We start from the raw sequence: 26,432 nt of genomic DNA, 5'->3' as shown, positions 1-26,432 counted from the left end.
AGCATGCTTAAGCGTTCCATCTCCGTTCACCTGGCGCTGATGTTTGCCTTATCCGCGCTACTGATTGTTTCCGTTATCGGCATCCTGCTCAGAAGCTCCTTGCATGACTCTTTGCAAAAGCAGATGCACAACGAGCTGCTGTTCCGCGAATCATTAATGAGTCCGTGGATCACCGCACAAACCTCTGCTGACGGCTGGTCACTGCTTGCCAATAAATTTACCGTATTAACCAATTCTGAAGGCGAACGCGTTCGCTACTGGATAGTGAGCGATAACCCACGCTTTAGCATGGGGGGAACACCACCGGTAGGTGTTCAGTGGTCTTCTTTGCGGGAAGGCTTTAATAAAGTGCCCGGCGCATCAGAAGGTGCATGCTCGCTGTTTCTGTTAGTGAAAACGATCCCCGCCAACGGTGAGCGGCCTGAGCTGCGCTATGTGGTTGCCATCGACTCCACGCCGTATATGGGCACACTCGATGCGTTCACGCGGACATTGCTGATCATTACCGCACTGGGCGTCGTGATTGTCGCCTTACTGGGATACGTCGTGTCAAGGATCGGTCTTCGTCCCGTTGGGGCGCTCAGTAAACAGGCTCGGCAACTCGCTCCTGGGGACCATGGTCAGCGCCTGAATACCGAAGCATTACCTGACGAATTACAGCAGTTAGCATCATCTTTTAATGGCGTGCTGGAACGGCAGGAGGTCGCCTGGCGGCAGCTCGAAAGCTTTAATGCCGATGTTGCGCATGAACTCCGGACTCCGCTGACTAACCTGATCGGCCAGACGCAGCTGGGGCTTTCGCGCCGACGCTCGCAGGATGAACTGGAAGAGTTACTGGGTTCCAATCTGGAAGAACTTGAACGCATGACGTCTATCGTTAACGACATGCTGTTCCTGTCCCATGCCCATGCGGGTGAACATGCTTCCCAGCTTACGCATGTGTCCCTGCGCGAAGAAACCCTAAAAACAGCGGAGTATGTGGAACCCTCTTTTGCTGAAAAACAGCTCTCTCTCGATGTTCAGGGCGACGTCACCGCGGACATCGACCGACGACTGTTCCACCGTTCACTGGCCAATTTACTGGAAAACAGCGCAAAACACTCCCCCTCCAACAGTACGGTTACGGTGCGGTTAAGCGAAACCGGTCATCAGGCCTGTGTTGAAGTGTCAAACCCGGGCGATCCAATAGCACCAGAGCACTTACACCGGCTTTTCGAGCGGTTCTATCGCGTTGACACCTCCCGGGCCAGGAGTGATACCCATCATGGGCTGGGCCTGTCGATCGTGCGTGCCGTCGCCATTATGCACCGGGGAGATGTCTTTGCCCGTAGTGAAGGAGGCATCAATACTTTTGGCCTCACCTTTGCGCTACAAGCGGATAAAGCGGCAGACAATGCTCAATCCGGTACTGAGCCGGGACCCGGGTTAGCTGACAGAATTGTCAGGGGGGCGTCAGCCTGACGTCATTACCCTCCCGATAAAATCATCGCAGGCAATCCCCTCTTCATTGATAAGGACGCTTTGCATGATCGGACATTTACGTTACCTCGGGCTGTTACTGCCCTTCTTCACATTTTCATCCTGGGCAGCGGAACAAAATCCCGCTGTCCATATCGCCCCCGCAGGAAGTCAGAATGCGGTGTTCGGGCCAGCCGAGAACTTTACCGGTCTTGTCAGGGTTGATCCTCTCTTCAAACCGGATAACGACATCCCTGTTTCCGGGGCTTATGTCACGTTTGAACCCGGCGCTCGTTCCGCCTGGCATACGCATCCGGCAGGTCAGCGGCTGATTGTGACCTCGGGTGTTGGGCTCACCCAGCAAGAAGGCCAGCCGGTGCAGGTTATCCGCGCTGGTGACGTTGTCTCTTGCCCGGCGGGCGTCAAACACTGGCACGGGGCGGCCCCCGGCAGCGCGATGACGCATCTGGCGATAACTGGGATTGTGGATGGCAAAAGCGTTAACTGGATGGAGAAAGTGACAGATGAACAATACCACGCCCATTAAAACATTAGCGGCAGCGGTACTGCTGACCTTTGGTTTTGGTCTCGCGGCACATGCTGCGTCCGTCAATAAAGGAGCCTCAGAAATGAACCACGAACAAACGGTTTCAGATACGCTGTCAGCCAGCCAACAGGCCATCCCGTTGATTGCGGCATCGATGGCCAGCAGCCAGATGGATAAGCTGAATGCAGCCCTGAATCAGGGTCTTGACGCAGGGCTCACGATAAACGAAACCAAAGAGATTCTCGTCCAGCTTTATGCCTATACGGGCTTCCCCCGTAGCCTGAATGCGCTTAGTGAACTGATGAAGGTCGTCGAAGCACGTAAACAACGTGGTATCAAAGACGTTAAGGGTAAAGAACCGGTTGCCCCGATCCCTGTCGGGGATGAGCTTCGCCGTGTCGGTACCGCAAACCAGACAAAAATCTCAGGCGCTCCCGTCCAGGGCCCACTGTTTGATTTTGCCCCGGTGATTAACCAGTTCCTGCAAACGCACCTTTTCGGCGACATTTTCGCCCGTGATAACCTCGACTGGCAAAGCCGCGAGCTGGCAACGGTTGGCGCATTAGCGGCCACGCCGGGCGTCGAATCACAACTGCTGTCGCATACGCGAGCAAGCATGCGGGTCGGCCTGACGGCGTCGCAGCTGCGCCAGCTGGCACAGGTTCTGCGTGAACATGGCGAAAGTGATGCAGCAACGCGAGCTGAAAAGGCGCTGCAGCAGGCGCTCGCAAACAATTAGGAGTGGATTATGGAGCATGATCCCAACCGCAGAATGTTAATCACCGCACTTGCCGGGCTGACGCTGGCGAACGTTTCTTTTGCCTCAGCTGCGACCGGAACCGCAAACGTGCAGGGTAAAAGCCGTGTTCTGGTGGCGTACTTTTCCCGCAGCGGAAATACACGGGTGATTGCGGGCGTCATTCACCGCAGCCTGAATACCGATCTGTTTGAAATCGAACCGGCTACGCCTTATCCGGAAGACTATTTTCAGACCGTTGAACAGGCGAAAAAAGAGCGTGAGCGAGGCGTAAAACCGGCATTAAAAAATAGCGTTGCAGATATCTCACGCTACGAGACCGTGTATTTAGGCTTTCCGATCTGGGGGACCAGCGTGCCGCCTGTAGTGCAAGCATTTCTCAGCAGCCACAACCTTGCGGGCAAATTACTCATCCCCTTTATTACTCACGGTGGCTACGGTAAAGGAGACAGCGACGACATCCTTGCCAGTCTCGCCCCAACTGCGCGTCGGGAAAAACCGCTGGTTATTGAATGCGACCAGGAGCGAAGAACCACTGAAACGGTAACAAGTTGGTTAGAGACAATACGCAGTTAATCGTCCGCATTCATGAGTCTGCCCAATAAGGGCAATCAGGGGTGCTAAATAATTAACGCTGACTACTCAGATATGATTGAACGGCAAACATAACAGAGGATGTAATCTTGAAGACAATCTTAAAAACGCTGGCCATCTGCGTAATGGCGGGTGGCCTGGTGGCTCAGTCGGTCTATGCCGAGCCGCTGGTCATTCAGGAACAGGGAAGCTTTTCTGCTGGTGGCACTATCATCACCGCACCAGGAACATTTGATGCGAAAAAGCCGCTGGATTCAGCTGGCCAAACCTGGCATGGCGATCATGCCTCAGTGTTCTACCAAATCCCGGAGAATCCGCATAAATACCCTATCGTCATGCTGCACGGCGCAGGTCAGTTCTCCCGTACCTGGGAAAGTACCCCGGATGGTCGCGAAGGGTTCCAGAACATCTTCCTGCGTCGCGGGTTCTCAACTTATCTTGTCGATCAGCCGCGTCGGGGCAGCGCCGGACGCACGACTGTAGAAGGTACTGTTACGCCTAAACCGGATGAACAGATGTGGTTCAACCAGTTCCGCGTTGGCGTGTGGCCAGAGTATTTTAAGGGCGTTCAGTTCTCTCACGACCAAGAAACACTGAATCAGTATTTCCGTCAGATGACCCCAAATACCGGGCCGTTTGATATCAATGTTATCTCTGATGCGATGTCCGCCGTCGTGGATAAATCCGGCCCGGCAATCCTCTTCACCCACTCTCAGGGCGGCGGACCAGGCTGGTACACGGCGATGAAAAACAACAAGGTCAAAGCCATTATCGCCTTCGAGCCTGGCAGCAGCTTTGTCTTCCCTGAAAAAGAACTCCCAGCCCCTATGCCAAGCGCGTTTGACACGCTGAAGGGTGAGCCTGTGCCGATGGAGCAGTTTATGGCACTGACCAAAATCCCGATTCTGATTATCTACGGCGATAACATACCTGATCAACCTGTCGCCATGCCCGCGCAGGACAGCTGGCGCGTACGTCTGGCGATGGCTCGCGAGTGGCGTGATGTGGTGAACAAGCATGGCGGGGATGTGACTGTGACGCATCTGCCTGAAGTGGGAATCAAAGGGAATACCCACTTCCCGTTCTCTGATTTAAATAATGTGCAGATTGCTGATTTGGTGAGTCAATTTTTGAAAGATAAGAATCTACAGTAGCATAAGAAAATGTGGGCCCTCAATACTGAGGGCTCAGATCCAATATCTTATTTATAAGGACATTCTCTAATATGAAGTAGTTGAAGCGTCCCTGGAATGGCATGATGCCTTCAGTATGTATGAACAGTGGCCGAAAGTAGCTTGTTACCAGAGAAAGTGCATAGACTTATCAATTTTATGAAGGTAAAAATGGCGAGTCCGTTCGGTTAGCACTAATACAACTAACAGGGGGCACCATAACTTCCTTTTCTTTAATCATTTCGAAAGAGCGATGGTAAATCAGCTCAATATTAAACTCGAATTGTTGAAGGGTTGTTGCCTTATCCGAAAGGATTTCAAGTAACCACTGAATTTCTTCATAGACCAATTTGTCAAATAGTCTTTTTTTCTGCGCAGAACAAAGCCACTGTTTTATAAATACTTTCTGATTGATACTATTCACAGAGGGAAGATTGAATTTGTTAAGTTTAATAGCCAGAAGAAAGCAGTAATAAAAATGATTCAGAATAAGAAGTTCATGCAACGATTTCATGATACTCCCAGGTAAAACAAGAGTGATGATAAGAAACACAATCTTCCATACATTCCTCAGGGCAACGCTTCGACGTTGATCAGAACCTTAACGAAAAACGCTTTTCGGTTATAAAGATCTGGCAAAAGCGACGGAACATCTTCCATTCGAACCTGCCGGGTTATCAGTGGAGAGACATCAATCTTTCCAGAACTGAGATAATGGATGGATGTCTGCCATTCTTTTCCAGGAAACGGTGCAGAAATCGAGTTCCAGGAACCAATGACGTTCAATTCATTACGCACAATTTTTTCAAAATTCAACCGGGGTAAAGCGACATCACCGTACGGGATACCCATGAGAACCACCGCGCCGCCTTTCGCCGCCAGAAGCAGGGATGAGCCGATCCCTGCAGCATTACCAGATGATTCAAAAACGATATCGACACCTTTGTCATAGGTGATTTCATGGAACCGGGATAAATAGTTTTCATCTTTGACGCAGAAGGTTGCCGTTGCCCCTGTTTTCGTCGCTACTGCGAGTTTATCTTCGTCGGTATCAAAGGCAAATACGTCCCCCGCTCCGCAGATTTTTGCCCATTGAACGGCAAGTAAGCCAATAGTACCGCACCCAACAATGGCCACACTGCTACCAGGCTTGATATCAACTTGCCGCATGCCATGCACAACCACGCTGGATGGCTCAATAAAGCTTGCTGTCGCAAAGTCCATAGAGTCGGGTAACTTGAGGACATTCTCAGCTGGCATCCGAATGTATTCAGCAAAAGCACCGTTGACCTGGCCTCCCAGCACCTTCATATGCGTACATCGGGCATAATTTCCCTGTTTACAGTAGTCACAATGAAAACAGGGGAAGCAGTTACAAGCCGTGACGCGATCGCCTTTACTTACCGAGGTGACCCCACTCCCCGTACTCTCTACGGTGCCGGAAAACTCGTGCCCCCAGGTCAGACCGGGGTTATATGATCCAATTTTACCAAAGCGCGATATATCCGACCCACATATACCCGCCGTATGTACTTTAATCAGAACATCATTTGCATTTTCAATTTCAGGCTTCTGCACATCTTCATAGCGGACATCCTGTACACCATACAAATTCAGTGCCTTCATCGTAACCTCACTCTTCGGCATCAGGGTTGAAAACTCGAATGTGAAAAAATGTCGCCCTCACAAGGGCGACGCACTCAGATCCACGGAAAGCTGATGCCAGCTTTCCGTGGCCGTTCTCTCAAACATTAAAGGCGTGACAGAGATATATCCCTCTGAAACCGCCCCTGCCTCGCTATGCTCAGGAAACTCGGCGATCCCATGCTCCACACGGATCCAGTAATAATCTTCTCCGTGTGGGTCTGTTGTGGGAATAACCTGTAATCCTTTCACTTTGCCAATCCCCTGACGCGTGGCTTTAATTCCCTTAATCTTGTCCGCAGGCAAGTCAGGAAAATTAATGCTAAGGCAGCAATCAGTTGGTAATCCTCGACTGATTAACGTGTCCAGGACGGGCAGGCAAAATGTTTCTGCGGTTCGCCAGTTCACCGGATCTTCAGGTCGCTTGTCCTGACTCAGGGCGACCGACGGAACGCCAAGCAAGAGGCCAGTGATGGCCGCTCCCACAGTTCCAGAAAGCACGGTTTCAAAACCGATATTGGAACCATTGTTAATGCCTGACAGTATCAGTTGCGGAAGTTGCTCCTTCATTAAATGCTGAACAGCCATCGTGACACAATCAGCCGGAGTACCATGCACGGCATATCGGCGCTCCTCCCGCTGTTCCACTCGAACCGGTTCTCTGAGGCTAACAGAGTTAGCCACGCCGCTTTTATCAGTTGCAGGTGCCACGACCCAGACTTCATCGGCAAGCTGTTGTGCCACATCCTCAAGCAATTTAATTCCCGGCGCGTCAATACCGTCATCATTGACAAGTAAGATTCGTTGTAACCATTTTTGAGCCACAGGATTACCTCCCTTTCAGGGATAAATAAAGACCAGTCCAGGATATATAACTTACCGGGAATAAAATGGATTATTCTTCTTTCTCGCCAAAGCCGCTGGCAAATAACCCTTTAATTTCATCCATCAGAACCTGTTCGTCAGGTCCTTCGCAGATTATCTCTATACTGGAGTTTCCTTTAACTCCGGCTCCCAATACACTCATCAGGCCTTTAATAGCAGTCTCTTTGCCATTATTGATAAGCGTAACAGAAGACTCATATTTTTTTAGCGTTTTAATAAACGTGGCTGCAGGACGTGCGTGCAGGCCTGTGCTATTTACAACACGAATATTTTCTCGAATCATTTTTATATCCAACTCTGAATAATGAATAAAAGTAAAATATAAATCAGGAGGCCTTGTTCATCATCAGAATTTTACTATAGACGTCAGCTTCCACCGCATCTTTCGCTCCCGACATTACTTTTGCCAGGTTTGCTTCATTGTTATTTTTAGTCCATGCCTGTCCGACGGTAGTAATAAATGCCTTACGCAGGTCGCTGGCAATATTAAGTTTCACGACGTTATAGTTCACAAAACTACGGATGATAGCTTCATCGATCCCGGACCCTCCATGGATAACCAGCGGACACGGACATACTTTAGCGATCTCTTGTAATAAAGGGATATCAATGCGCGGAATATCTTCAAGGCCGTGAACGTTGCCGACGGAAACTGCCAGCATGCTACATCCAGTCTCTTCCACAAAACGACGCACCTGATTGACATCCGTCTTACAGTCAGCCTCACTGACGTGGTCATCTTCTTTACCCAGAATCGCGCCAAGTTCCGCTTCTACAGGTACGCCAAACGATTTACAGAAATCTACAGCTTCTTTAGTAAACGCAATATTTTCTTCATACGGCAACTCTGCACCGTCAATCATCACTGAGGTGAAGCCTGCACGAACAGCTCGCTTAACATCATCCAGCTCTTTACCATGATCAAGATGGAGACTGACCGGCACATCCATGGTCGCAGCGCGTTTACGCACGATTTCATAGATATAGTCATAACCCGACAGTTTTGCGTTTGTCGGTGCTATCTGAATAAAGTTAGGCAATCCTGAACGCTCAATCGCGTCCAGAATCGAGATAGTGGTTTCCAGGTTAGTGGTGTTGAAGGCACCCGCCAGGACACGTTTTTCACGGATACGATCGAGCAGGATATTACCGTTTACTAATGGCATGATATTTACCTCTTTCTTCGTTGAAGTACTGTACCCAAATAATATTTATCTGATTTCAGCCAGACATTGCCAAAATCAAATGGCATATGATTATCGAGGAAAACCAGCTGTTCCAGATGAAGCACCGGTGCTTCTTCATTTACTTCCAGATAGTGTCCCCGTTCACTACCCACAATTTTCGCGGCATAGCGACTTTCAGAGTATTCAATTGTTCTTCCCGTCATGGTTTCGACGGTCTGAAACAGGTTATGCTTATTAAAATCAACCTCGGTTATTCCCGGACACAGCGCCATATTGATTCTGTTTTCAATTAACATGACTCTTTCCCCATCCACACTACGGATCCGTTTAAGGAAAAAAATGGGTGTACCGGGATCGATCTGCAACTTTTCCGCCACTCCTTTTGAGGCCTTCTCGATATAGGAGTCAATCACCTCGGTTGTAAAAGATAAGTGCTGACTTTCAAGCGACTCTGCGAAAGAAAGCAACCCTTCCCCCAGTGAGTAAGAGATATTCTCTTTTTTCACAAAGGTCCCCTTTCCCTGAACCTGAACCAGCAAACCCTCATTTACCAGCATGGTGACACCTTTCTTTACCGTGCCACGACTGACCTGTAGGATTTCCATGATCTGATTTTCAGAGGGAATCCTGTCTCCTTTACTCAATTCGCCTTTATAAATTTTTCCGCGAACCCACTCAGAAACTTGCATATATAAAGGAATTTCAGAGTCTTGCAGTATGGTACTCATGTGATGCTTCTCCTGTGTGGATCATCTGTATACAAGTATGAACAACTCTTGATAATACAGCGTTTTCAAAAATTAAACTATATGACCAACTTCACAGTTTCAGCCCCACATACTGATGCTCGTACGGCAACGCTTCCCATGCTCAAGAGGGCCCCCGCATAGAAAGCGGGGGCACAACCTTTATACGTCAGATTTAATGATGACTTTCAGTACGTCATTATCTGGATTGGAAGCAAATTCAATCGCTTCAGCCATCCGAGACAGCGGCCAGGTATGGGTGATCATGTCCTTCGTATTGATTTTGTCTTTTTCCACAATCTCAATCGCTTCTTTCATGTCATAAGGAGTCAATGAGTAGGTGCCAACGATTGAAATTTCATCCCGGAACAGTCTGCCTGCATCAATTTCCACCACCGGATTTTTATCAAATGGCGAGAACACAACAATTCTTCCCCCGCGACGTACAACATTCACTGCCTGAGAAACCAGGGACGAGACCCCGGCGGCAATGATCACCACATCAGGTCCTTTCCCCTGCGTGATTTCTGCCACGCGGGTTTCAACATCTTCGTTTGCCGGGTCGATTGCGTGGGTTACCCCTACCTTCAGCGCCAGTTCACGCTTGAACCGGGAAAGGTCGGAAACAATCACAGTCGAGGCACCTTTCAGCGCCGCCAGCTGTGCGCTGACCAGGCCAATGGTTCCGGATCCCAGAACCAGTACCGTATCTTTTGGGTGAATATTGGATGATTTCAGTCCATGTAAGCAGCAGGCGACAGGCTCAATCATTGCCGCCCGGTCCCAATCAAGACTGTCAATAATTCGGTGCGTCAGATGTTCAACATGCTGGCGCGGGATACGAATAAACTCACTAAACCCACCGGGTTCCAGATTTGTTTGCTTGAACTGATCGCACAGGGTGAAGAACCCCCGGTCGCAGTAATGGCAGTTAAAGCAGGGAACATGAATAGCGGTTACCACACGCTCACCAACCCGGTAGCGGGTAACATCCTTGCCAACTTTCACCACTTCCCCCGACACTTCATGGCCGAGGATTATCGGGCCGGTCACCGTCTGGTGCTGCGCTTTATGAATGTCAGTACCGCACAGGCCACAGGAATGCATTTTGATGAGTATGTCACCGTCGCCAATTTCTGGCTCCTCAACATCTTCATATCGGATATCATTTTTACTGTAGTAAACGCTGGCTTTCATTAGTTAACTCCATTGCAGAGACGCTCAGTACGCATCTTGGATTCATAAAGCGGTTTGTAGACCTGAGTGTAAATTGCCTGATAGTGGGTCACGGCATCACTCTCCGGCAGGTAGCGTCGGGTCTGTTCTTCACTTGTTCCGGACAGACACTCCACTTCCACACCGACAGCTTTCGCAGCCAGCATGGCGGCCCCTTTGCTCACGGCCTCATTGACATTACATGCCACGATTTCCCGGTTAAGAATATTGGCCTTAAGCTGTAACCAGTATGGGTTTTTGCAGGCAGCGCCAATCACATTCACAACCGGATAATTATTCCCTGTCAGCGTTTCGTATAAATCCAGCAGATTGCGAAGTTCGAAACACAATCCCTGGAACACAAAGCGCAGAACATCCTCCGGTCGTGACTTATCATCAAGACCGTAAATTAATGCACGGGACCAGGTATTTCTGTCCGGAGGGCCACTACCCCGCAGATGGGGAATGAAGATGCCGTCAAGCGCACTTGCCACTGCCATGTCTCGCTCGTTACGCAGGGTATCCACCATTCGCAGAAATCCAGGCATATCGAGTTCAAAGAGGTTTCTGAACCATTCGATGGCATACCCGGCAGAAGGCAGTGAGGCATACAGGGAATGAAGCCCCGGAAGCACATGCACGCCATTTGACACTCTGGCGCGGAAAAAACGCCCGGTGTTATTGACCGCTTCGGTGACTACCAGTAATCCTTCGGTCGTCCCAGTGGAATTCAGGATTTGATCTTCACGGGTCAGACCGACAGCCACGGAGCCGCACATATGATCATGCCCTGCAATGGCGACACGGGTATCCATTGTCAATCCGGTCCGTTCAGAAACATCAGACGTAACGGTACCAATCGCAACACCGGCCTGGACCAGCGGACTGAACAAAGATGGAGAAAGTTCAGCCGCATGTATGAGCTGTTCATCCCAGTCCATTTCAGCGATGTTTAATGCCATCGTCCGTGATGCCAGAGAATATTCTGAGCGTTTCACGCCCGATAATTTGAAAGCAATGAATTCCGCAAGGCATAACCATTTACAGCCTTCACGGGCATTACTATTATTCTCCTGCAACCACTTAATTTTATTGACGCTGTAATTAGAATGAGCAGGAATACCTGTTATTTCATAGATATGTTCAATATCCATTGCGGAAATAATATTTTCCAACTGCTGTTTGGGGCGCGTGTCATACCAGGTTAGAACTGGGCCAACGACATTATCATTATTATCAAGTAAGACACCAGATTCTCCCACGCTGGCAACCGCCACTGCGCTGATTTGCTCAGCATTATCCAGATTATTCGTTATCGTTTTGAGACCATGAAGTACCCCGTCCCAGATGAGGTGAACATCAAAATCAGTATTTTCTCCGTCCTCAATTTTGGGCGTTCCAAAACTATACTGATTAATTAACTCCAGAGAAGGAATTGTAAACAAACACACCTTACAATTGGTCGTACCAATATCGATTCCGATCGTATACATCACTCTCCCCTTTTTGCAAGGGACTACGTTTGTTTAATTCAGAAGCAGATCTCTCTGCTTCTGAATAGACAGGATTATTTTGCTACTGGAATATCTGCCGAAGTAACTTCATTTTCTGCTGCCTCTTCTGCTTTCAGCTGTTTTTTAGTCACACGATATAGCCACAGACACAGCAGGAAGATGACAGGAATAAGCACCAGGGCAATACTATTTCCTTCAAAGATCTTGACTGCCCAGAAACGATACGGATTACCGCCATCCAGCAGGCTGGAAATTTCACCGCCAGTTTTTACTGGGAAATTCATATCTTTGGCAATTTTCGTCAGAATCGGCGCTGCAGCTGAAGCCACATACAGATTCACTGCCAGGCATGGAATGCCAATGATAAACGCTCTGACAATATTGCCACGACAAGCCAGCACTACCATGGAAATTGGTACCCAGATATTCGCCAGGTCACCCAGTGGCAGCAAGCGGTTACCCGGCAGAACTACCGAGAGCAATACAGCAACCGGGATCAGCAAGAGTGCAGTGGACAATACTGACGGATGCCCCACTGCAACCGCGATGTCCAGTCCAATGTATAAGTCGTGGCGGTCAGGATAACGTTTTTTAAGGAAACTACGCACCGCGTCTGACAATGGAAGTAAACCTTCCATCAGCAACTTAACCATGCGAGGCATAATCAGCATCACCGCACCAAGGCTCATCGCCAGGTTAAGAACGCCTTTGAGATCATATTCTGCCAGCAGACCAATCCCCGCCCCCAGAATGACTCCTAACATCATCGGTTCGCCAAAGACACCAAAACGCTTCTGAATCTGATCTGGATCGGCATTCAGTTTGTTAATGCCGGGAACTTTATCAAGCACCATATTTCCCAACACACCTATCGGGAAGAAAATAACCGACGATAGCGTTGGCAGCGAAATACCTGGTAGATTGAAGTACTTCTGAATCATCGGGGCACACCAGTCTGCCATCACAAACGTGATCGCAGCGGTGACACCTGCAATCAGCAACCCAAAGAAGAAGTTACCGGTTACCCCGTAAACCATCGCCCCAACCATCGAGAAATGCCAGAAGTTCCAGACATCAATATCAACCGTCTTAGTCCAGTTCAGGGTTAGCATTAACACGTTAATACCGATAGTCATCGGCACAACAAATGGCGCGATCTGAGAAGCCCATGCAATGGCTGCCAGCGGAGTCCAGCCCAGGTCTACAACCGGCAAATCGATTCCAGTATGGTTGACCATTTCCTTGGCTGCTGGCCCCAGACTGTCGACCAGTAAGCCAAAGACCAGAAAGATACCGATGAAACCCATACCGATGGTCAGCGCCGAGCGTATTGCCCGGCTAAAACCTGTCTGAAGACACATTGCCATGATAAATATAATTATCGGCAACATGACCGTCGGACCAAGCCCCAGAATATACTGGATGGCGGAAAATACTTTATCCATCATGCTTACCTTTATTGTTTAAGGATGGCTACGATTTTTTCAAGTAACTCTTCTTCGCCAAATCCAGTCAGCAGAGGAAGACCATTAAGAACAGGTGTCTTCAGTTCCGTTTTAACCGCTGATGTCACGATAATTAAATCAGCCATGCCATCCTGTTTACCAATGGTGCCAATATTCGACTGCATCGGTTCAACATTAATTCCCTGAGTTTTGCAGTACTGAACTACTTTTTCAGTTGCTACCGCAGAAGTCGCAATACCACTAGTACAAGCGAAGATGATTTTTTTGTTCATTTCAGACTCCAGATATTAATGAGGGTAATGAGGTAAGAAAAAATTCATGCTTAGGGTTTTTAATAAAGATTCTTTGCCAGAAGTTCCATAACGTCATCCTTTGATTTCGCCCAAAGAATTTGATCCATTTCATTGCTGCGCTGAAAAAGCGAAATGAGCTTCATCAGAAATTCCAGATGCGCATTTTTTTCTTTCAGCAGTAAAAAGAAAATGACATTCACCTTCATGGTGGAGTCGGGATCCTCTGCTTGATTAAATACGATCCCCTCAGGACAGGTGACCACAACCAGTTTCTCTTCCCGGACATGCTCAACATCGACGTGAGGGATCGCGACCCCCATTTTTTCCAACTGCATTGCCGTGGGATGATTTTCTTCCCGGGCGATTAATGCCTCGGGGTAACTTTGTTCAACATAGTTTTTTGAAAGCAATAACTTACTGACAGAATTGAAAAGAATGTTTCTATCCAGGGGGGGCTCATTCAGGAGAATGAGTTCAGGTTCAAGTCTAGAATTCAAAAACATAACAGTTGGCCTCATAATGGCTGTCAATGTTTAAATATGCAAACAGATGACAGGTATACTTGTCTATGTACAACTATATTCAACTTGTTTGAAAGTTACCCCTAACCACATAAATAACGCAACCTGCGTCGTTAAAATTTGAGCCTAAGGTCACAAAAAAGTATCTACCTGTTTTCTAACATGGATGACCAAAACAAAAAATATCAAATAAAATCAATTATTTACTTTGAATTGATAACCTTATCCATTTTCCATGAACTTGAGTCCATACAAAGAGTCTAAATTCCGTTCTTGGCACAAAGCTGACCATCAACCTCCCTCCAAATTAATGAACACATCTAATAAACCCTAGCTAATTACCCCATCTAATCGAATAAATCACTTTGCGTTATGCTTTTCCTACACAACAGCTGAAGGATAACGTCATGCAAACTGTAAAACTGAACAACGGGATTGAAATGCCCCTGCTGGGCTTTGGTGTATTTCAGATGTCTGATGCCGCTGAATGCGAAAGAGCAGTTATTGATGCCATCAATACGGGATATCGCCTGATCGATACCGCCGCGTCTTACCAGAATGAAACCCAGGTCGGGAATGCCCTAAAACAAAGCGGTATCGCCCGTAACGAGCTCTTTGTAACGACCAAACTTTGGCTACAGGATACCAATTACGAAGGCGCTAAAGCCCAGTTCGAACGTTCCCTGAATCGGCTGCAACTTGATTACGTCGACCTGTATCTGATTCACCAGCCTTATGGCGATGTCCATGGAGCATGGCGTGCTATGGAAGAACTGCAGCAGGCAGGCAAAATTCGCGCCATTGGTGTCAGCAATTTCCATCCTGACCGACTGGCCGACCTTATCGCCTTCAACACAGTGGCCCCTGCGGTGAACCAGATTGAGGTTAACCCCTTCAATCAGCAGCTGCATGCCGTTCCATGGAACCAGAGCCGTAACATTCAGCCGGAAGCCTGGGCACCGTTTGCTGAGGGAAAAAATGGTCTGTTCCAGCATCCCGTGTTAACGGCAATAGGCCAGAAGTACGGCAAAAGCGTGGGCCAGGTTGTGCTGCGTTGGATCTTCCAGCGAGGTATCGTTTCGCTGGCGAAATCGGTGCGCAAAGAACGCATGGAAGAGAACATCAACATACTCGATTTTGAACTCAGCGCTGAAGATATGCTGCAAATTGCCGCCCTCGACACCGCTACCAGCGCCTTCTTCTCTCACCGTGACCCGGCAATGGTGGAATGGCTGACTGGCCGCAAACTGGATGTTTAAGTCACGATAAAAGAGGTATTCATTCAATGCAAAAACGTTATCTGGGTCAATCCGGACTCGAAGTCTCCGCGCTTGGGCTCGGCTGCATGGGTTTAAGCCACGGCTATGGCCCGGCCACCGATACCCGTCAGGCTATCGAGCTCATTCGCGCTGCGGTTGAACGTGGCGTCACCTTCTTCGATACCGCTGAAGTGTATGGCCCCTTCCTCAATGAAGAGGTTGTCGGTGAAGCCTTAAAACCATTTCGTGACCGCGTAGTCATCGCCACCAAGTTTGGTTTTACTTTTGGCGACGACAACAAGCAGCAGATTTTAAACAGCCGTCCGGAGCATATCCGTGAAGCGGTGGAAGGATCATTACGCCGTCTTAACACTGATGTCATTGACCTGCTATATCAACACCGTGTCGATCCGGACGTCCCGATTGAAGATGTTGCGGGAACAGTGAAGGACCTGATCGCTGAAGGTAAAGTTAAACATTTCGGTCTGTCCGAAGCGGGCGCGCAAACCATTCGTCGTGCGCATGCCGTACAACCTGTCACTGCCCTGCAAAGCGAATATTCAATGTGGTGGCGCGAGCCTGAGCAGGAGATCCTGCCGTTGCTGGAGGAACTGGGTATTGGTTTTGTGCCCTTCAGCCCATTAGGCAAAGGCTTCCTGACGGGCTCGATTAAGCCAGGAACTACTTTTGGGAAAGATGATTATCGCAGCACCGTACCGCGTTTCGCCGGGCAGGCGATTGAAGCCAATGAAAAGCTGGTCTCATTGCTGGGTGAACTGGCGGCAGAGAAAGGCGTGACGTCTGCACAAATCGCGCTGGCATGGTTGCTGGCACAAAAGCCGTGGATTGTTCCTATCCCTGGCACCACCAAACTACATCGGCTGGAGGAAAACCTGAGGGCTGCCGACATCATTCTTTCGCAGGATGACTCATGGCAGATAACCCAGGCGCTTGAAACGATTAAAATCGTCGGCGAGCGTTACTCTCCTGAGCATCAGGCTCGCGTGGGCCGTTAACACTCGAACGGGCCCTCTGCGAATGGGGGACCCGTTATTCCTGGTAGCGAAGTGCATCGATCATCAGCGCAAAAGCTGGCGGATGCTGCTTGCGGCTCGGGTAGTAGAGGTAATATCCGGGGAAAGATGGGCACCAGTCCTGCAAAACCTGAATAAGCTCTCCTGACTTTATATAATCCTGCACTCTATCTTCAGGTATACAGGCGATGCCAAAACCGGATAACGCCGCATCAATTCTTTCCGCCTGCAGATTAAACGTTACCTGCCCTTCCACTCTGACCCTTAACGGTTTCCCTTCCTTCTCAAACTCCCAGTGGTAAAGCCCACCGGCTGTCGGCAGGCGCATATTGATACACCGATGATTTTGTAGCTCGTGCGGCGTTTCAGGGGCCGGGTTTGCAGCGAAATAAGACGGCGCTCCTACGACGGCCATTCTCATGTCCGGCCCAATTCTTACCGCAATCATGTCTTTATCCACGCTTTCCCCCAGACGGATCCCGGCATCAAAACGCCCCTCAACAATATCGACAAAGCCGTTATCAACGACCAGTTCAACATTGATTTCCGGGTATTCCCTGAGGAAGGGTTTTAGCTTCGGCCATACTAGACTTCGCACGGCATGCTCCCCGGCAGATAAACGGATATTACCTGAGGCAGTGCCGTTCAGCTGAACCAGCGATTCCAGTTCCTGCTCGAGATCGGCAATACGGGGTTCAAGGCAGGCAATAATTCGCTCACCGGCTTCCGTAGGGGCAACGCTTCGGGTCGTGCGGGTCAAGAGGCGGATATTCAGCCTTTCCTCCAGAGCCTTCATCGCGTGGCTGAGTGCAGACTGAGAAACGCCCAGTTTGCCCGCTGCTTTGGTAAAACTTCGCTCCCTTGCCACCACAAGAAAGATTTGCAGTTCGTTGAAATTTTCTTTGAGCATCGGCGATTTCCTTATGGAGGCATTCCCTTCATCGCACACTCATGAAGGGTGTTCATAGACACAATCATTTTAGCCCCATTACTGACATTAATGATAATTGATATTCTGACCGTATCGAAAATAAGTCTGAATTATCAGTAGGTTTATCATGAGAATACTCGTTGCAGGGGCGACAGGAAGTATTGGCCTTCATGTCGTCAATACCGCTATCAAAATGGGCCATCAGCCCGTGGCGCTAGTCAGAAATAAACGCAAAGTAAAATTGCTTCCCCGGGAAACAGATATTTTTTACGGCGATGTTTCATTGCCTGAAACACTCACCGAATTACCGAAAGATATTGATGCCATCATCTTCACTCTCGGTTCCGATGGTCAGGGTCGTATTGGTGCCAGGGCGATAGATTATGGCGGAGTGCGCAATATTTTACGAATATTCAGGGATGTGTCTGTTCGTATCAGCCTGATGACCACGATTGGCGTGACTGAACGACTCAGCACCTGGAATCAACGCACTGAGGTTCATGACTGGAAAAGACGTGCCGAGCGTCTGGTCAGGGCCACTGGTCACCCCTATACCATCGTCAGGCCCGGCTGGTTTGATTACAACAATGATGATGAACACCGAATCGTTATGCTTCAGGGAGATCGTCGCCATGCAGGAACACCGGAAGATGGTGTGATATCCCGGGAGCAAATCGCCCAGGTTCTGGTCAGTGCACTGACCCACGACGAGGCAAAAAATAAAACGTTCGAGCTGGTGGCTGAACGAGGTGAAGCACAGCAGGATCTTAACCCACTGTTTGCAGACCTGCAGGCTGATGATCCACAAAAAAGTGATGGGGTTCTGGACATAGACAATATGCCTCTCCGTGAAGAACCTGACTGCATTATTAACGAGCTGAATTTGTATTCAAAAAAATTAACCAATCGACAACCCTGACAATTTTGTCATATAGCCGTCAGCCTCATGACAGTTTAAGTCTGTATATTTGAATACACAGATGGAGGAAGTTACTCCTGATACAAATCCAGTTTCAAGCATATTGTTAAAGAGGTACTAGATATGAAAACACTACTTATTACTACATTGGTCATGGGGTTTATTTCTGTGAATTCCGTTTCTGCTGCTCAAGAAATTAATCATGCAGATGGGAAAGAAAAGATCGGTGTCGTCTCGGCAAGCAATGCCTATACACTTGATGAGTTATCGGATGCGCTCTCTCGTAAGGCTGATGAGCAAGGAGCAACGTCGTTCAAAATTCTGTCAACCACGGGGAATAATCGACTGCACGGGGTTGCTGAAATCTATAAGTAAATCATTAGCATCCCGACAGGATGTGTCACAGCCCTCTTATAGTGAGCGTCGTTCTATGTTCAGAAGAGAAGACATCATCGATGAGATAACTCAATGGATTGATTCAAACTTACATAAACCGCTGAAGATAGAGGATGTTGCTGCGCGGGCAGGATACTCCAGGTGGCATCTTCAGCGGATTTTTGTGCAGGTGAAATAATTTATTTACTCCTTCTTTCCATGATAATTATAGAAATGTGCAGATACACCACTCCTGGAATTTATAGATAGCTCTTCATGCCTATCTCTATAATAAAAATAAAGCTCATCGACAATATTTTTACAAGAAGAGAGAGCACTTTGTATTTCATTAACTACAAGATCGTATATTTTATCTCTTGATTTTTCATATATTACATTTAAATCATATCCTTCTAAGTGTGAACCATAGCCCTCTATCCACGACATATTCTTAAACATCTCATCATCATCGGTGTATAAATTACAGAATCCCTTATGAGCTCTTGTATTTCTATCTGTACGTAGAGGACCACCAGAGGAATCAATTATTTTTAAGTTACTCAAAATATCAGAATGAGTGTCTTTAATAATCTTACCGAATTGTTTAATATTTAAAGAGTAATCTGGGATATTAAGTTCTAAAACCTCATTAACAAAATGAAAGGTTATATCGCGAAGGCTTGAAAATCTAAATAATGCCAAATCAACAATTGCCTTAAGCCAATCATATCGATTTATATTTCTTACTTTTGAAACCAATGGCAAATTATTAACCCCTAGCATTTGAGGGATGACTCTTAAATCTACGAATTGTTGTTCTAATGCGTTAAATCTAATATAGGTCAAATGCGCATATGCCATATGGGGATCTGCTTTAGAGAACTCATTCCAATCAGCGTAGGAATGATCATACAGAAAATATGTATTAATCGAATCATAAAGTACCCCTTTGAAAGCAGTCCCCTCCAGATCCCACCAATAATAATCATCTTTCATAAAAAGCCTCGCTGAAGTTAAATGCAAAATCCAAAAAAATATTATTTTAATGTCAGCCTAAAACCTTATCCAACTCTTTACTATCAGAATAAACACTTAGTATTTTACGCACCCATTCCTGATTATATAAATACCCATCAAAACCTTCGATATAACCACAGTACTTCCCTTTTAGAGTTTTATCTACATGAGATGGTCTGACATCAAAATGCTTCCAAAACTTTGCATGAGTACTAAGATTAAAAGACTTATGTTTTTTTTGAACCAACTCAACTACCTTTTTAGGTTTCAACTTAAATTGATTTTCCACTCCTTTGATGAAAGCAATTCCAGTATCAAATTTCTCAAGTTCATCTTCGGTGAGATTATTAACATTGATAAACTCTATAGAAATATCAGAACTTGATGCCTTTTTACCAATCAAGGGGACTAACAAAGCTCTGAGTCGATATTGTTGACTTTCTAATATTTCTTGCTCCAAGTCTCTTTTATAATCCTCGATATATTTCTTAACAATAGTGAAATTTTTTGATTGGACTTTCTTCAAAGCGTCGATCTGCGCTTGCTGAGACATCCTTGTAAGTTGCATTGCAAGAGATAAGTTTACCATTAAAGCATTTTCATCACCAAATTCGTTAATGAGAATATCTTCAAAGTTATTTATTGAAGCCTGGCACTCACCAAAAGTTAGTGTATCTATTTCAGGGAGACCTCGGTGTTCAATGATATTACGTAAACCTATTAAAAAAAATACATTCGATTTTTCTGGGGTATTTCTTCCAAGCCAATATTTTTCACAGCAGGTTTTCAGTTCCCACGCTTTTTTGTCACCATCAACAATTTTATGAGAGCCATCATCATTCAAGTAAAAATAATCAACACCTCTTTTTGCGAATATAGCATGAAATAATGATGTATATGCTATAACTACATTAACTATAAAACCATGAGTTTTAAACTCTGTAAATGGATTATTGTAAACAGAAACAGCAAGCATAGCGAACTCTCTTGCTTTTTTTAAATTAATGCTTCGCTCACTTTTGGCCGGTTCAACGCTCTTCTGACTATGAAGATTTCTGAAGTCTTCCTTACTTAAGTATTTTAATCCAAGTGTGGTATATTGAGCGCCATCCCTTGATATATATTTACTCCATCTTTTAGTTGGATATGTTTTACATGTCTGAACTTTCCAACCAGTAGCCACTGCTAAATCAGCAATAGTAAAAAATTCTTGCCGATTTTCCTTTCCTACTAAAAAATCAAAAGCCTTATCAACCTGATCATATTTTTTCATACAACATCCCTATTTAACTTTTAAAGATGAATATCCTTTTAGATTTGTCTGCGAAAATTTTTTCGCAGACAAATAAAAAGACATTGTACATTCTAAATATATTATTTTTATGTGCTTACATCACACATAAAAGATAACAACTCGCCATACCACTGCATCATCTCCCTCCTCCCGTCCAGATACTGCGCATGGTTATACGTCCCACGAATTGAGTTCTTATCGACGTGAGCCAGCTGTAACTCAATCCAGGCCGAATTGAAACCCTGCTCATGCAAAATGGTACTCATCGTGTGGCGGAATCCATGCCCTGTAACGCGCCCGGCATAGCCGATACGCCTGACCAACACAGTCAATGCCATATCACTCATCGGTTTCTTAGGATTATTACGTCCTGGGAACAGCAACGCTCCTGCTCCCGTCATGGGTTTAAGCTGATTAAGTAGGTCAATTGCCTGGCTTGATAACGGAACCAGATGAGGGCGGCGCATTTTCATGCGTTCCGCTGGTACATTCCAAACCTTTTTCTCAAAATCAAATTCCTGCCACTCCGCTTGCCTCAACTCCCCAGGCCTTACTCCCGTTAAAATAAGCAATTGCATCGCAATCTTAACAAGCACACTACCGGCATAGGTGTTCAGAGTCCGAAGAAACTCTGGCAATTCATCCTGGGTTAAAAAAGCATAGTGCTCTTTCTCATGAGGAGTCACGGCGCTGGCTAGATCTGGTGCTGGATTGTACTCGGCCCTGCCAGTCACCACGGCATACTTCCAGACTTCTCCACAACGCTGGCGAACCTTACGGACCTTCTCAGTTGCTCCTCGTGCTTCTATTTTTGAAAGAACAGCAAGCAACTCCATCGGCTTGATATCTTTGATTGGCCGGTGACCGATATAAGGGAACACATCCTTTTCGAAGGTTCTCAGCATCTCTTCGCGGTAGGAGACAGACCAGCGGTCATAGCGACGCTGATACCACTCCCGCGTGATAGCCTCAAAAGAGTTTTCTGCGTCTTGTTGACGACTAAGTTTCTCAATTTTCCGTTCAAGAGAAGGATCGTTGCCAGCCGCTAATGTCCTTTTAGCATCCTCTCGCTTGCTTCTGGCTTCAGCTAAAGAAACATCGGGGTAAACGCCAATAGCGAGCAGCTTCTCTTTACCTAACGAACGGTATTTGAGACGCCAGTATCTTTTACCATTGGGATTAACCAGCAGGTAAAGCCCACCACCATCGGCCAGTTTGTAGGGCTTCTCTTTGGGTTTCGCAGTTTCAACCTGACGAGCAGTCAGCTTCATTGGGGGTACCTCTCAGCAGGGGGTACAATTATACCCCCATCCATACCCCCACATTGAGCTTGACCCTGGGGGAGTACAATTGAGTTCAATAGACTAATAGGATGCTATAACTGCTGATTTATCAAGGGAAAATTGAGTTTGATAGACTTCAGGAGACTTGAGTTTGGAGCGGGCGAAGGGAATCGAACCCTCGTATAGAGCTTGGGAAGCTCTCGTTCTACCATTGAACTACGCCCGCGAAGAGGTGCGTGTGTCATTATAGACCTTACGCACCCGCTGACAAGCCCAAACCGGGCTAACTGCCGATAAAATAACCTTTTAGCACTTAGGCTTACTGCCTTGTGGCGGCAAATAGCGTAGCGGGTCGATCGCCGTCGCCCGGTAGCGGATCTGGAAGTGCAGGCGCACGGAATCCGCGTCCGAACTGCCCATGGTGGCGATCTGCTGGCCAATCTTCACGCTCTGGCCGTTGTTCACCATCAGCTTGTCGTTGTGCGCATAGGCGCTGATATAGTCCTCATTATGTTTAATCATAATCAGGTTGCCGTAGCCGCGCAGCTGGTTGCCCACGTACACCACTTTGCCCGCCCCTGCCGCATACACCGGCTGGCCGCGCTTACCGGCGATATCGATACCTTTATTGCCGCCATCGCTGGTGGAGTATGGCAGCACGACTTTACCGCTGGTTGGCCAGCGCCAGCAGCGTTGCCCGACCGGCGGCCAGGAGGACTGCGGCACCGCCGAAGAGGGCGTCACGGCGGCGGTACGTTTCGCTGACGATTTCTTGCCGGATGCCCCCGCCTTCGCCGTGGTTCCTGAACCGCTGTTCAGCTTCAGCTTTTGCCCGACTTCGATGGTATAGGGAGGTGAAATATTATTGAGACGGGCAAGATCCCTGACGCTGGTGCCAGTGGAACGTGAAATAGCGTACAGCGTGTCGCCGCGCTTCACGGTATAGGTGGAACCGGAATCGGATGAGCTGGAACACCCCGCGACGATCAGGCTGCTCAGCAACATTATTGCGATAACAAAGCGTTTTCTCATCAGGCGTCCTGCGCTTAACACAAACATTCACCTCAAAACCAGGGGCGATTATCATACCAGCCCGTAAGGCAATCCCCAATCGCTACCCTTCATACAGAAGTATTAAACGGATAGCCATGCGTAATAATATCCATCAGCGCGGGCAGATAAGGCATAGACGGCAATTTTACCAGCGCCGGGTAGAATATTTGCGGCGAGGGAAAAACATCGACCACGTAGCAGTGGCTAAGTTTATCGGCATCCACTTCTGAAGACGGTAGTAACGTCGCAGCCTCAAGGCCGGAGTCCAGCCAGTCGAGGATAACCCCTGGCTGCGTGATATGCATGATAACCTTCGCATTGACCCCAGATTTACGAAATAGATCCATCAGCATCTCGTAAGTCCCTGAATCTTTTGCACGATGCAACAACACTAATGGCAGCGCCGCCAGCGACGTGTAGCTATAGGGATTAGACGGCGGCTCCGGCAAGCATTTTTTATTGATCACCGCGACCAGCTTAATCGGATCAAAAGAGACATAATCAAAACCTTCGCTACGGTAGGGGCGCTGGATTAAGGCTAAATCAATTGCGCCCTCGGTTAATAACGTCTCGAGGTGGCTGGAGTCGGTAACGGAAATATTTATGGAAGTGTCGGGATGACGTCGATATACCTCCATCAGCAATGCTTTAAAATAATTCTGATAGAGATGAGTTAAGCCGATTCTCAATTCAGTTCTGTTTTTGTGCGCAATATCCGTCGTTTCCCGCGCCGTATCCTCTACCTGGCGTAATATTTCACACGCTTTTCGATAGAGAAAAAAACCGGCTTCCGTAGGCTCAATGCGGTTTCCCCGGCGAACAAAAAGCGATACCTGAAGCTCCTCTTCCAGCTCCTGAATTCGCTTGCTGAGCGGCGGCTGCGCCATGTTCAGAGACTTCGCCGCCTGGCTAACCGAACCTTGTTCCACCACCCGACAAAAATAGCGTAAGCGCTTTAAATCCATCATCATTATCCGCAGTGTAATTTATCACCAGTATCACACTTAGACGGAGAAATAAAAAGCCGCAGCGTTGCTCCTCATATTAATTAATCATTATTTAACACCTTTTTAAAATAAACTTTTTTGATCTACTGACCATCCGGTAAACGGTATTTGTTTATCCGCCGCAGTAAAAATATTGTGCTGGGAGCAAAACTTCTTTTCCGAAGGAACATCCCATGGCAAATAGTGATAACAAAACACCCTCATCGGTACATGATTTACGCTCCGCGCTGGAACTACTGAAAACCCTACCCGGCGAGTATGTTGAAACCGATACCGAAGTCGACCCGCACGCCGAACTCTCCGGCGTCTATCGTTACGTAGGCGCCGGCGGCACCTGCCAGCGTCCAACCCGCAAGAATGGCCCGGTCATGGTCTTCAAGAAAATCAAAGGCTTTGAAAATATCAGCGTGGCGATTGGCCTGAATGGCTCCCGCCAGCGCGTCAGCCATTTTCTCCAGTGTGAACCGGCAAAACTGGGGCACCTGCTGAAGGATTCAGTGGAGAAGGCGATAGCCCCGGTGATGACCCAGGGCACAGCGGTTTGCCAGGAAGTGATTCATCTGGCGAGCGATGCCGATTTCGATCTGCGCAAGCTGCTGCCGGCGCCGACGAATACCGAAGAAGACGCCGGCCCCTATATTACGATGGGCCTGTGCTACGCCTCCGATCCAGAAACCCATGAGTCCGATATCACCATTCATCGCCTGTGCGTCCAGAGCCGCGACGAACTCTCCATGTGGCTAACGCCCGGCCGCCACATCGACGCATTTCGCATGAAGGCGGAAGCCGCAGGCCAGCCGCTGCCGATTTCAATCAGCATCGGCGTCGATCCGGCGATTGAAATTGCCGCCTGCTTTGAGCCGCCGACCACCCCGCTGGGCTTCAACGAGTTAAGTATCGCCGGCGCGCTGCGCGGCAAAGCGGTGGAGATGACGCAGTGTAAAACCATCAACGAGAAAGCGATCGCCCACGCTGAGATCGTGATTGAAGGCGAACTGCTGCCCCACGCCCGCGTACGCGAAGACCAGAACACCGATACAGGGCGCGCGATGCCGGAATTCCCCGGCTATACCGGCGAAGCGAAAGAAGCCATTCCGGTTATCAAGGTGAAAGCCGTCACCCATCGCATTAACCCTATCTGGCGCACCACCGTAGGGCCAGGCGAAGAACACGTCAATATGGCCGGTATCCCGACCGAAGCCAGCATCCTGGATATGGTCGAACGCGCGATGCCGGGCAAGCTGCTGAACGTCTTTGCCCATTCGGCGGGCGGCGGCAAGCTGCTGGCGGTGCTGCAGTTCAAAAAGTCCTCCCCGGCGGACGAAGGGCGTCAGCGTCAGGCTGCTCTGCTGGCGTTCTCGGCCTTCCCGGAACTGAAGCACGTCATTCTGGTTGATGAAGACGTCGATATTTTCGACAGCGACGACGTGCTTTGGGCCATGCAAACCCGCTATCAGGGCGATGTCGATACAATCACTATTCCCGGCGTTCGCTGCCATCCGCTCGATCCGTCGCAGGTACCGGAATACAGCCCGAGCATCCTGCAGCAGGGAATGTCCTGCAAAACGATATTCGACTGCACGGTGCCGTTCCATCTGAAGCACAACTTCCAGCGATCCAGATTTAAAGAAGTGGACGTGAAGCGCTTCCTGGCAGATTTCGAATAAAAGGAGAACCTCATGACGGCACGCATCATCATTGGTATCAGCGGCGCATCCGGGTTTCAGTACGGCGTTAAGGCGCTGGAGCTACTGCGCCCGCATCCCGTTGAAGTCCACCTGGTCGTCTCTAAAGGCGCGGAAAAAACCTGCGAGCTGGAGACGGATTACCGCCTGGACGAGGTGATGGCGCTGGCCGACGTGGTGCATCCCATCGCCAATCTTGGCGCAGCTATCTCCAGCGGTTCATTTAAAACGCTGGGGATGCTGGTCGCACCGTGTTCAATGCGTTCTTTGGGCGCCATCGCCCACTGCCTGACCGACAACCTGCTCACCCGCGCGGCGGACGTGGTGCTGAAAGAACGTCGTCGCCTGGTGCTGCTGGCCCGGGAAACGCCGCTGAACCTCGGCCACATCCGCAATATGGCCGCTGTAACCGAAATGGGCGGGATTATCTTTCCGCCGGTCCCGGCGCTTTACCAGCGTCCGCAAACGGCGGACGACATCGTTACCCATAGCGTCAATCGCGCGCTCGATCTGTTTGACCTGCAGGTCAACAACATCCCCCGCTGGGGTGAAGGCGAGCTACGTTTTAATTAACCG

At 48.4% G+C, this 26,432-nt stretch carries 28 protein-coding genes, 1 tRNA gene and 1 pseudogene; 12 read left to right on the top strand and 18 right to left on the bottom strand.

Annotated features, from left to right (window positions below; translation table 11 throughout):
- Nucleotides 1-3 precede the first annotated feature (3 nt).
- The 5 genes from ACE3MN_RS04265 (at nt 4) to ACE3MN_RS04245 (ending at nt 4,510) form a co-directional block, all read left to right on the top strand.
- A complete protein-coding gene (locus ACE3MN_RS04265; protein ID WP_098067262.1) occupies nt 4-1,461 on the top strand; it encodes a heavy metal sensor histidine kinase in 1,458 nt (485 codons plus the stop codon).
- A 64-nt stretch (nt 1,462-1,525) separates the two neighbouring features.
- A complete protein-coding gene (locus ACE3MN_RS04260; protein ID WP_098067243.1) occupies nt 1,526-2,005 on the top strand; it encodes a cupin domain-containing protein in 480 nt (159 codons plus the stop codon).
- The gene (locus tag ACE3MN_RS04255; protein ID WP_154944874.1) at nt 1,983-2,744 is read left to right on the top strand and encodes a carboxymuconolactone decarboxylase family protein; all 762 of its coding nucleotides are present in this window, start codon (nt 1,983-1,985) and stop codon (nt 2,742-2,744) included. The genes ACE3MN_RS04260 and ACE3MN_RS04255 overlap by 23 nt, the downstream gene beginning before the upstream one ends.
- A gap of 9 nt (nt 2,745-2,753) precedes the next feature.
- Nucleotides 2,754-3,338, top strand: coding sequence for a flavodoxin (locus ACE3MN_RS04250; protein ID WP_112924648.1), 585 nt, complete (start codon nt 2,754-2,756; stop codon nt 3,336-3,338).
- Nucleotides 3,339-3,445: 107 nt separating this feature from the next.
- Nucleotides 3,446-4,510: an alpha/beta fold hydrolase gene (locus tag ACE3MN_RS04245; RefSeq protein ID WP_154944872.1), complete on the top strand. Its 1,065-nt coding sequence runs from the start codon at nt 3,446-3,448 to the stop codon at nt 4,508-4,510.
- A gap of 175 nt (nt 4,511-4,685) precedes the next feature.
- On the opposite strand, the gene ACE3MN_RS04240 is transcribed toward ACE3MN_RS04245, so the two are convergent.
- From ACE3MN_RS04240 to ACE3MN_RS04190, 11 genes are all read right to left on the bottom strand, one after another.
- On the bottom strand, nt 4,686-5,042 hold the full coding sequence (locus tag ACE3MN_RS04240; protein WP_141522398.1) for a hypothetical protein: 357 nt from the start codon (nt 5,040-5,042) through the stop codon (nt 4,686-4,688).
- A 56-nt stretch (nt 5,043-5,098) separates the two neighbouring features.
- Nucleotides 5,099-6,154 (bottom strand): galactitol-1-phosphate 5-dehydrogenase, encoded by a 1,056-nt coding sequence (locus ACE3MN_RS04235; RefSeq protein WP_098067263.1) that lies wholly within the window; start codon nt 6,152-6,154, stop codon nt 5,099-5,101.
- Nucleotides 6,155-6,211: 57 nt separating this feature from the next.
- Nucleotides 6,212-6,997, bottom strand: coding sequence for a 5'/3'-nucleotidase SurE (gene surE, locus ACE3MN_RS04230; protein ID WP_098067248.1), 786 nt, complete (start codon nt 6,995-6,997; stop codon nt 6,212-6,214).
- Nucleotides 6,998-7,067: 70 nt separating this feature from the next.
- Entirely contained in the window at nt 7,068-7,340 is a 273-nt protein-coding gene (locus ACE3MN_RS04225; RefSeq protein WP_098067249.1) for an HPr family phosphocarrier protein, read from the bottom strand.
- A gap of 43 nt (nt 7,341-7,383) precedes the next feature.
- Nucleotides 7,384-8,223 (bottom strand): class II aldolase, encoded by an 840-nt coding sequence (locus ACE3MN_RS04220; protein WP_098067250.1) that lies wholly within the window; start codon nt 8,221-8,223, stop codon nt 7,384-7,386.
- Nucleotides 8,224-8,228: 5 nt separating this feature from the next.
- Nucleotides 8,229-8,972, bottom strand: coding sequence for a GntR family transcriptional regulator (locus tag ACE3MN_RS04215; RefSeq protein WP_064372022.1), 744 nt, complete (start codon nt 8,970-8,972; stop codon nt 8,229-8,231).
- Nucleotides 8,973-9,152: 180 nt separating this feature from the next.
- The gene (locus tag ACE3MN_RS04210) at nt 9,153-10,187 is read right to left on the bottom strand and encodes a zinc-dependent dehydrogenase (RefSeq protein ID WP_098067251.1); all 1,035 of its coding nucleotides are present in this window, start codon (nt 10,185-10,187) and stop codon (nt 9,153-9,155) included.
- A complete protein-coding gene (locus ACE3MN_RS04205) occupies nt 10,187-11,698 on the bottom strand; it encodes an L-fuculokinase (protein WP_098067252.1) in 1,512 nt (503 codons plus the stop codon). Before ACE3MN_RS04205 ends, ACE3MN_RS04210 begins: the two co-directional genes overlap by 1 nt.
- 74 nt (nt 11,699-11,772) lie before the next feature.
- Nucleotides 11,773-13,167 (bottom strand): PTS galactitol transporter subunit IIC, encoded by a 1,395-nt coding sequence (locus tag ACE3MN_RS04200; protein ID WP_098067253.1) that lies wholly within the window; start codon nt 13,165-13,167, stop codon nt 11,773-11,775.
- Between the two features lie 8 nt (nt 13,168-13,175).
- Nucleotides 13,176-13,457: a PTS sugar transporter subunit IIB gene (locus ACE3MN_RS04195; RefSeq protein ID WP_098067254.1), complete on the bottom strand. Its 282-nt coding sequence runs from the start codon at nt 13,455-13,457 to the stop codon at nt 13,176-13,178.
- Between the two features lie 59 nt (nt 13,458-13,516).
- Entirely contained in the window at nt 13,517-13,981 is a 465-nt protein-coding gene (locus tag ACE3MN_RS04190) for a PTS sugar transporter subunit IIA (RefSeq protein WP_375364254.1), read from the bottom strand.
- A gap of 425 nt (nt 13,982-14,406) precedes the next feature.
- Here ACE3MN_RS04190 and ACE3MN_RS04185 point away from each other — a divergent pair, with 425 nt between their 5' ends.
- Together ACE3MN_RS04185 and ACE3MN_RS04180 are read left to right on the top strand one after the other, a co-directional pair.
- Nucleotides 14,407-15,258 carry an aldo/keto reductase gene (locus tag ACE3MN_RS04185; protein WP_098067256.1) on the top strand — a complete coding sequence of 284 codons (852 nt, stop codon included), beginning with the start codon at nt 14,407-14,409 and terminating at the stop codon, nt 15,256-15,258.
- 26 nt (nt 15,259-15,284) lie between these two features.
- Nucleotides 15,285-16,274 carry an aldo/keto reductase gene (locus ACE3MN_RS04180; RefSeq protein WP_101867808.1) on the top strand — a complete coding sequence of 330 codons (990 nt, stop codon included), beginning with the start codon at nt 15,285-15,287 and terminating at the stop codon, nt 16,272-16,274.
- A 34-nt stretch (nt 16,275-16,308) separates the two neighbouring features.
- Here ACE3MN_RS04180 and ACE3MN_RS04175 read toward each other — a convergent pair whose 3' ends face one another.
- Nucleotides 16,309-17,202 carry a LysR family transcriptional regulator gene (locus tag ACE3MN_RS04175; protein ID WP_016243455.1) on the bottom strand — a complete coding sequence of 298 codons (894 nt, stop codon included), beginning with the start codon at nt 17,200-17,202 and terminating at the stop codon, nt 16,309-16,311.
- Between the two features lie 148 nt (nt 17,203-17,350).
- On the opposite strand from ACE3MN_RS04175, the gene ACE3MN_RS04170 reads away from it, so the two are divergent.
- The 3 genes and pseudogenes from ACE3MN_RS04170 to ACE3MN_RS04160 all read left to right on the top strand — a co-directional run.
- Nucleotides 17,351-18,142: an SDR family oxidoreductase gene (locus tag ACE3MN_RS04170; RefSeq protein ID WP_098067258.1), complete on the top strand. Its 792-nt coding sequence runs from the start codon at nt 17,351-17,353 to the stop codon at nt 18,140-18,142.
- A gap of 123 nt (nt 18,143-18,265) precedes the next feature.
- The gene (locus tag ACE3MN_RS04165) at nt 18,266-18,517 is read left to right on the top strand and encodes a DUF1471 domain-containing protein (protein WP_047740926.1); all 252 of its coding nucleotides are present in this window, start codon (nt 18,266-18,268) and stop codon (nt 18,515-18,517) included.
- A gap of 55 nt (nt 18,518-18,572) precedes the next feature.
- Nucleotides 18,573-18,713 (top strand): annotated as a pseudogene (locus ACE3MN_RS04160) (DNA-binding transcriptional regulator RamA); the annotation flags it as partial.
- Between the two features lie 8 nt (nt 18,714-18,721).
- On the opposite strand, the gene ACE3MN_RS04155 reads toward ACE3MN_RS04160, so the two are convergent.
- The 6 genes from ACE3MN_RS04155 to ACE3MN_RS04130 all read right to left on the bottom strand — a co-directional run bounded on the left by ACE3MN_RS04155 (nt 18,722) and on the right by ACE3MN_RS04130 (nt 24,129).
- Nucleotides 18,722-19,513, bottom strand: a complete 792-nt coding sequence (locus ACE3MN_RS04155; RefSeq protein WP_098067259.1) for a Cthe_2314 family HEPN domain-containing protein — start codon at nt 19,511-19,513, stop codon at nt 18,722-18,724.
- A 52-nt stretch (nt 19,514-19,565) separates the two neighbouring features.
- A complete protein-coding gene (locus tag ACE3MN_RS04150; RefSeq protein WP_032694012.1) occupies nt 19,566-20,807 on the bottom strand; it encodes a DUF3644 domain-containing protein in 1,242 nt (413 codons plus the stop codon).
- A gap of 107 nt (nt 20,808-20,914) precedes the next feature.
- Complete coding sequence (locus ACE3MN_RS04145) at nt 20,915-22,099, bottom strand: tyrosine-type recombinase/integrase (RefSeq protein ID WP_098067260.1); 1,185 nt, start codon at nt 22,097-22,099, stop codon at nt 20,915-20,917.
- A 164-nt stretch (nt 22,100-22,263) separates the two neighbouring features.
- Nucleotides 22,264-22,337, bottom strand: a tRNA-Gly gene (locus ACE3MN_RS04140).
- An 80-nt stretch (nt 22,338-22,417) separates the two neighbouring features.
- Nucleotides 22,418-23,143 (bottom strand): amidase activator ActS, encoded by a 726-nt coding sequence (actS, locus tag ACE3MN_RS04135; protein WP_004124922.1) that lies wholly within the window; start codon nt 23,141-23,143, stop codon nt 22,418-22,420.
- Between the two features lie 89 nt (nt 23,144-23,232).
- Complete coding sequence (locus ACE3MN_RS04130; RefSeq protein ID WP_049099823.1) at nt 23,233-24,129, bottom strand: LysR family transcriptional regulator; 897 nt, start codon at nt 24,127-24,129, stop codon at nt 23,233-23,235.
- Nucleotides 24,130-24,344: 215 nt separating this feature from the next.
- Between ACE3MN_RS04130 and ACE3MN_RS04125 the strand changes: the two genes are divergently transcribed.
- Together ACE3MN_RS04125 and ACE3MN_RS04120 are read left to right on the top strand one after the other, a co-directional pair.
- Complete coding sequence (locus tag ACE3MN_RS04125) at nt 24,345-25,838, top strand: UbiD family decarboxylase (protein WP_102650117.1); 1,494 nt, start codon at nt 24,345-24,347, stop codon at nt 25,836-25,838.
- A gap of 12 nt (nt 25,839-25,850) precedes the next feature.
- Entirely contained in the window at nt 25,851-26,429 is a 579-nt protein-coding gene (locus ACE3MN_RS04120; protein ID WP_023321611.1) for a UbiX family flavin prenyltransferase, read from the top strand.
- Nucleotides 26,430-26,432: the final 3 nt, after the last annotated feature.

Origin of the sequence: Klebsiella grimontii (assembly GCF_042137965.1) — a bacterium.
In the GTDB taxonomy this organism is placed as follows: Bacteria; Pseudomonadota; Gammaproteobacteria; order Enterobacterales; family Enterobacteriaceae; genus Klebsiella; species Klebsiella grimontii.
The sequence above is the reverse complement of the archived record's forward strand: the minus strand, read 5'-3'. Positions and strand labels throughout refer to the sequence as shown.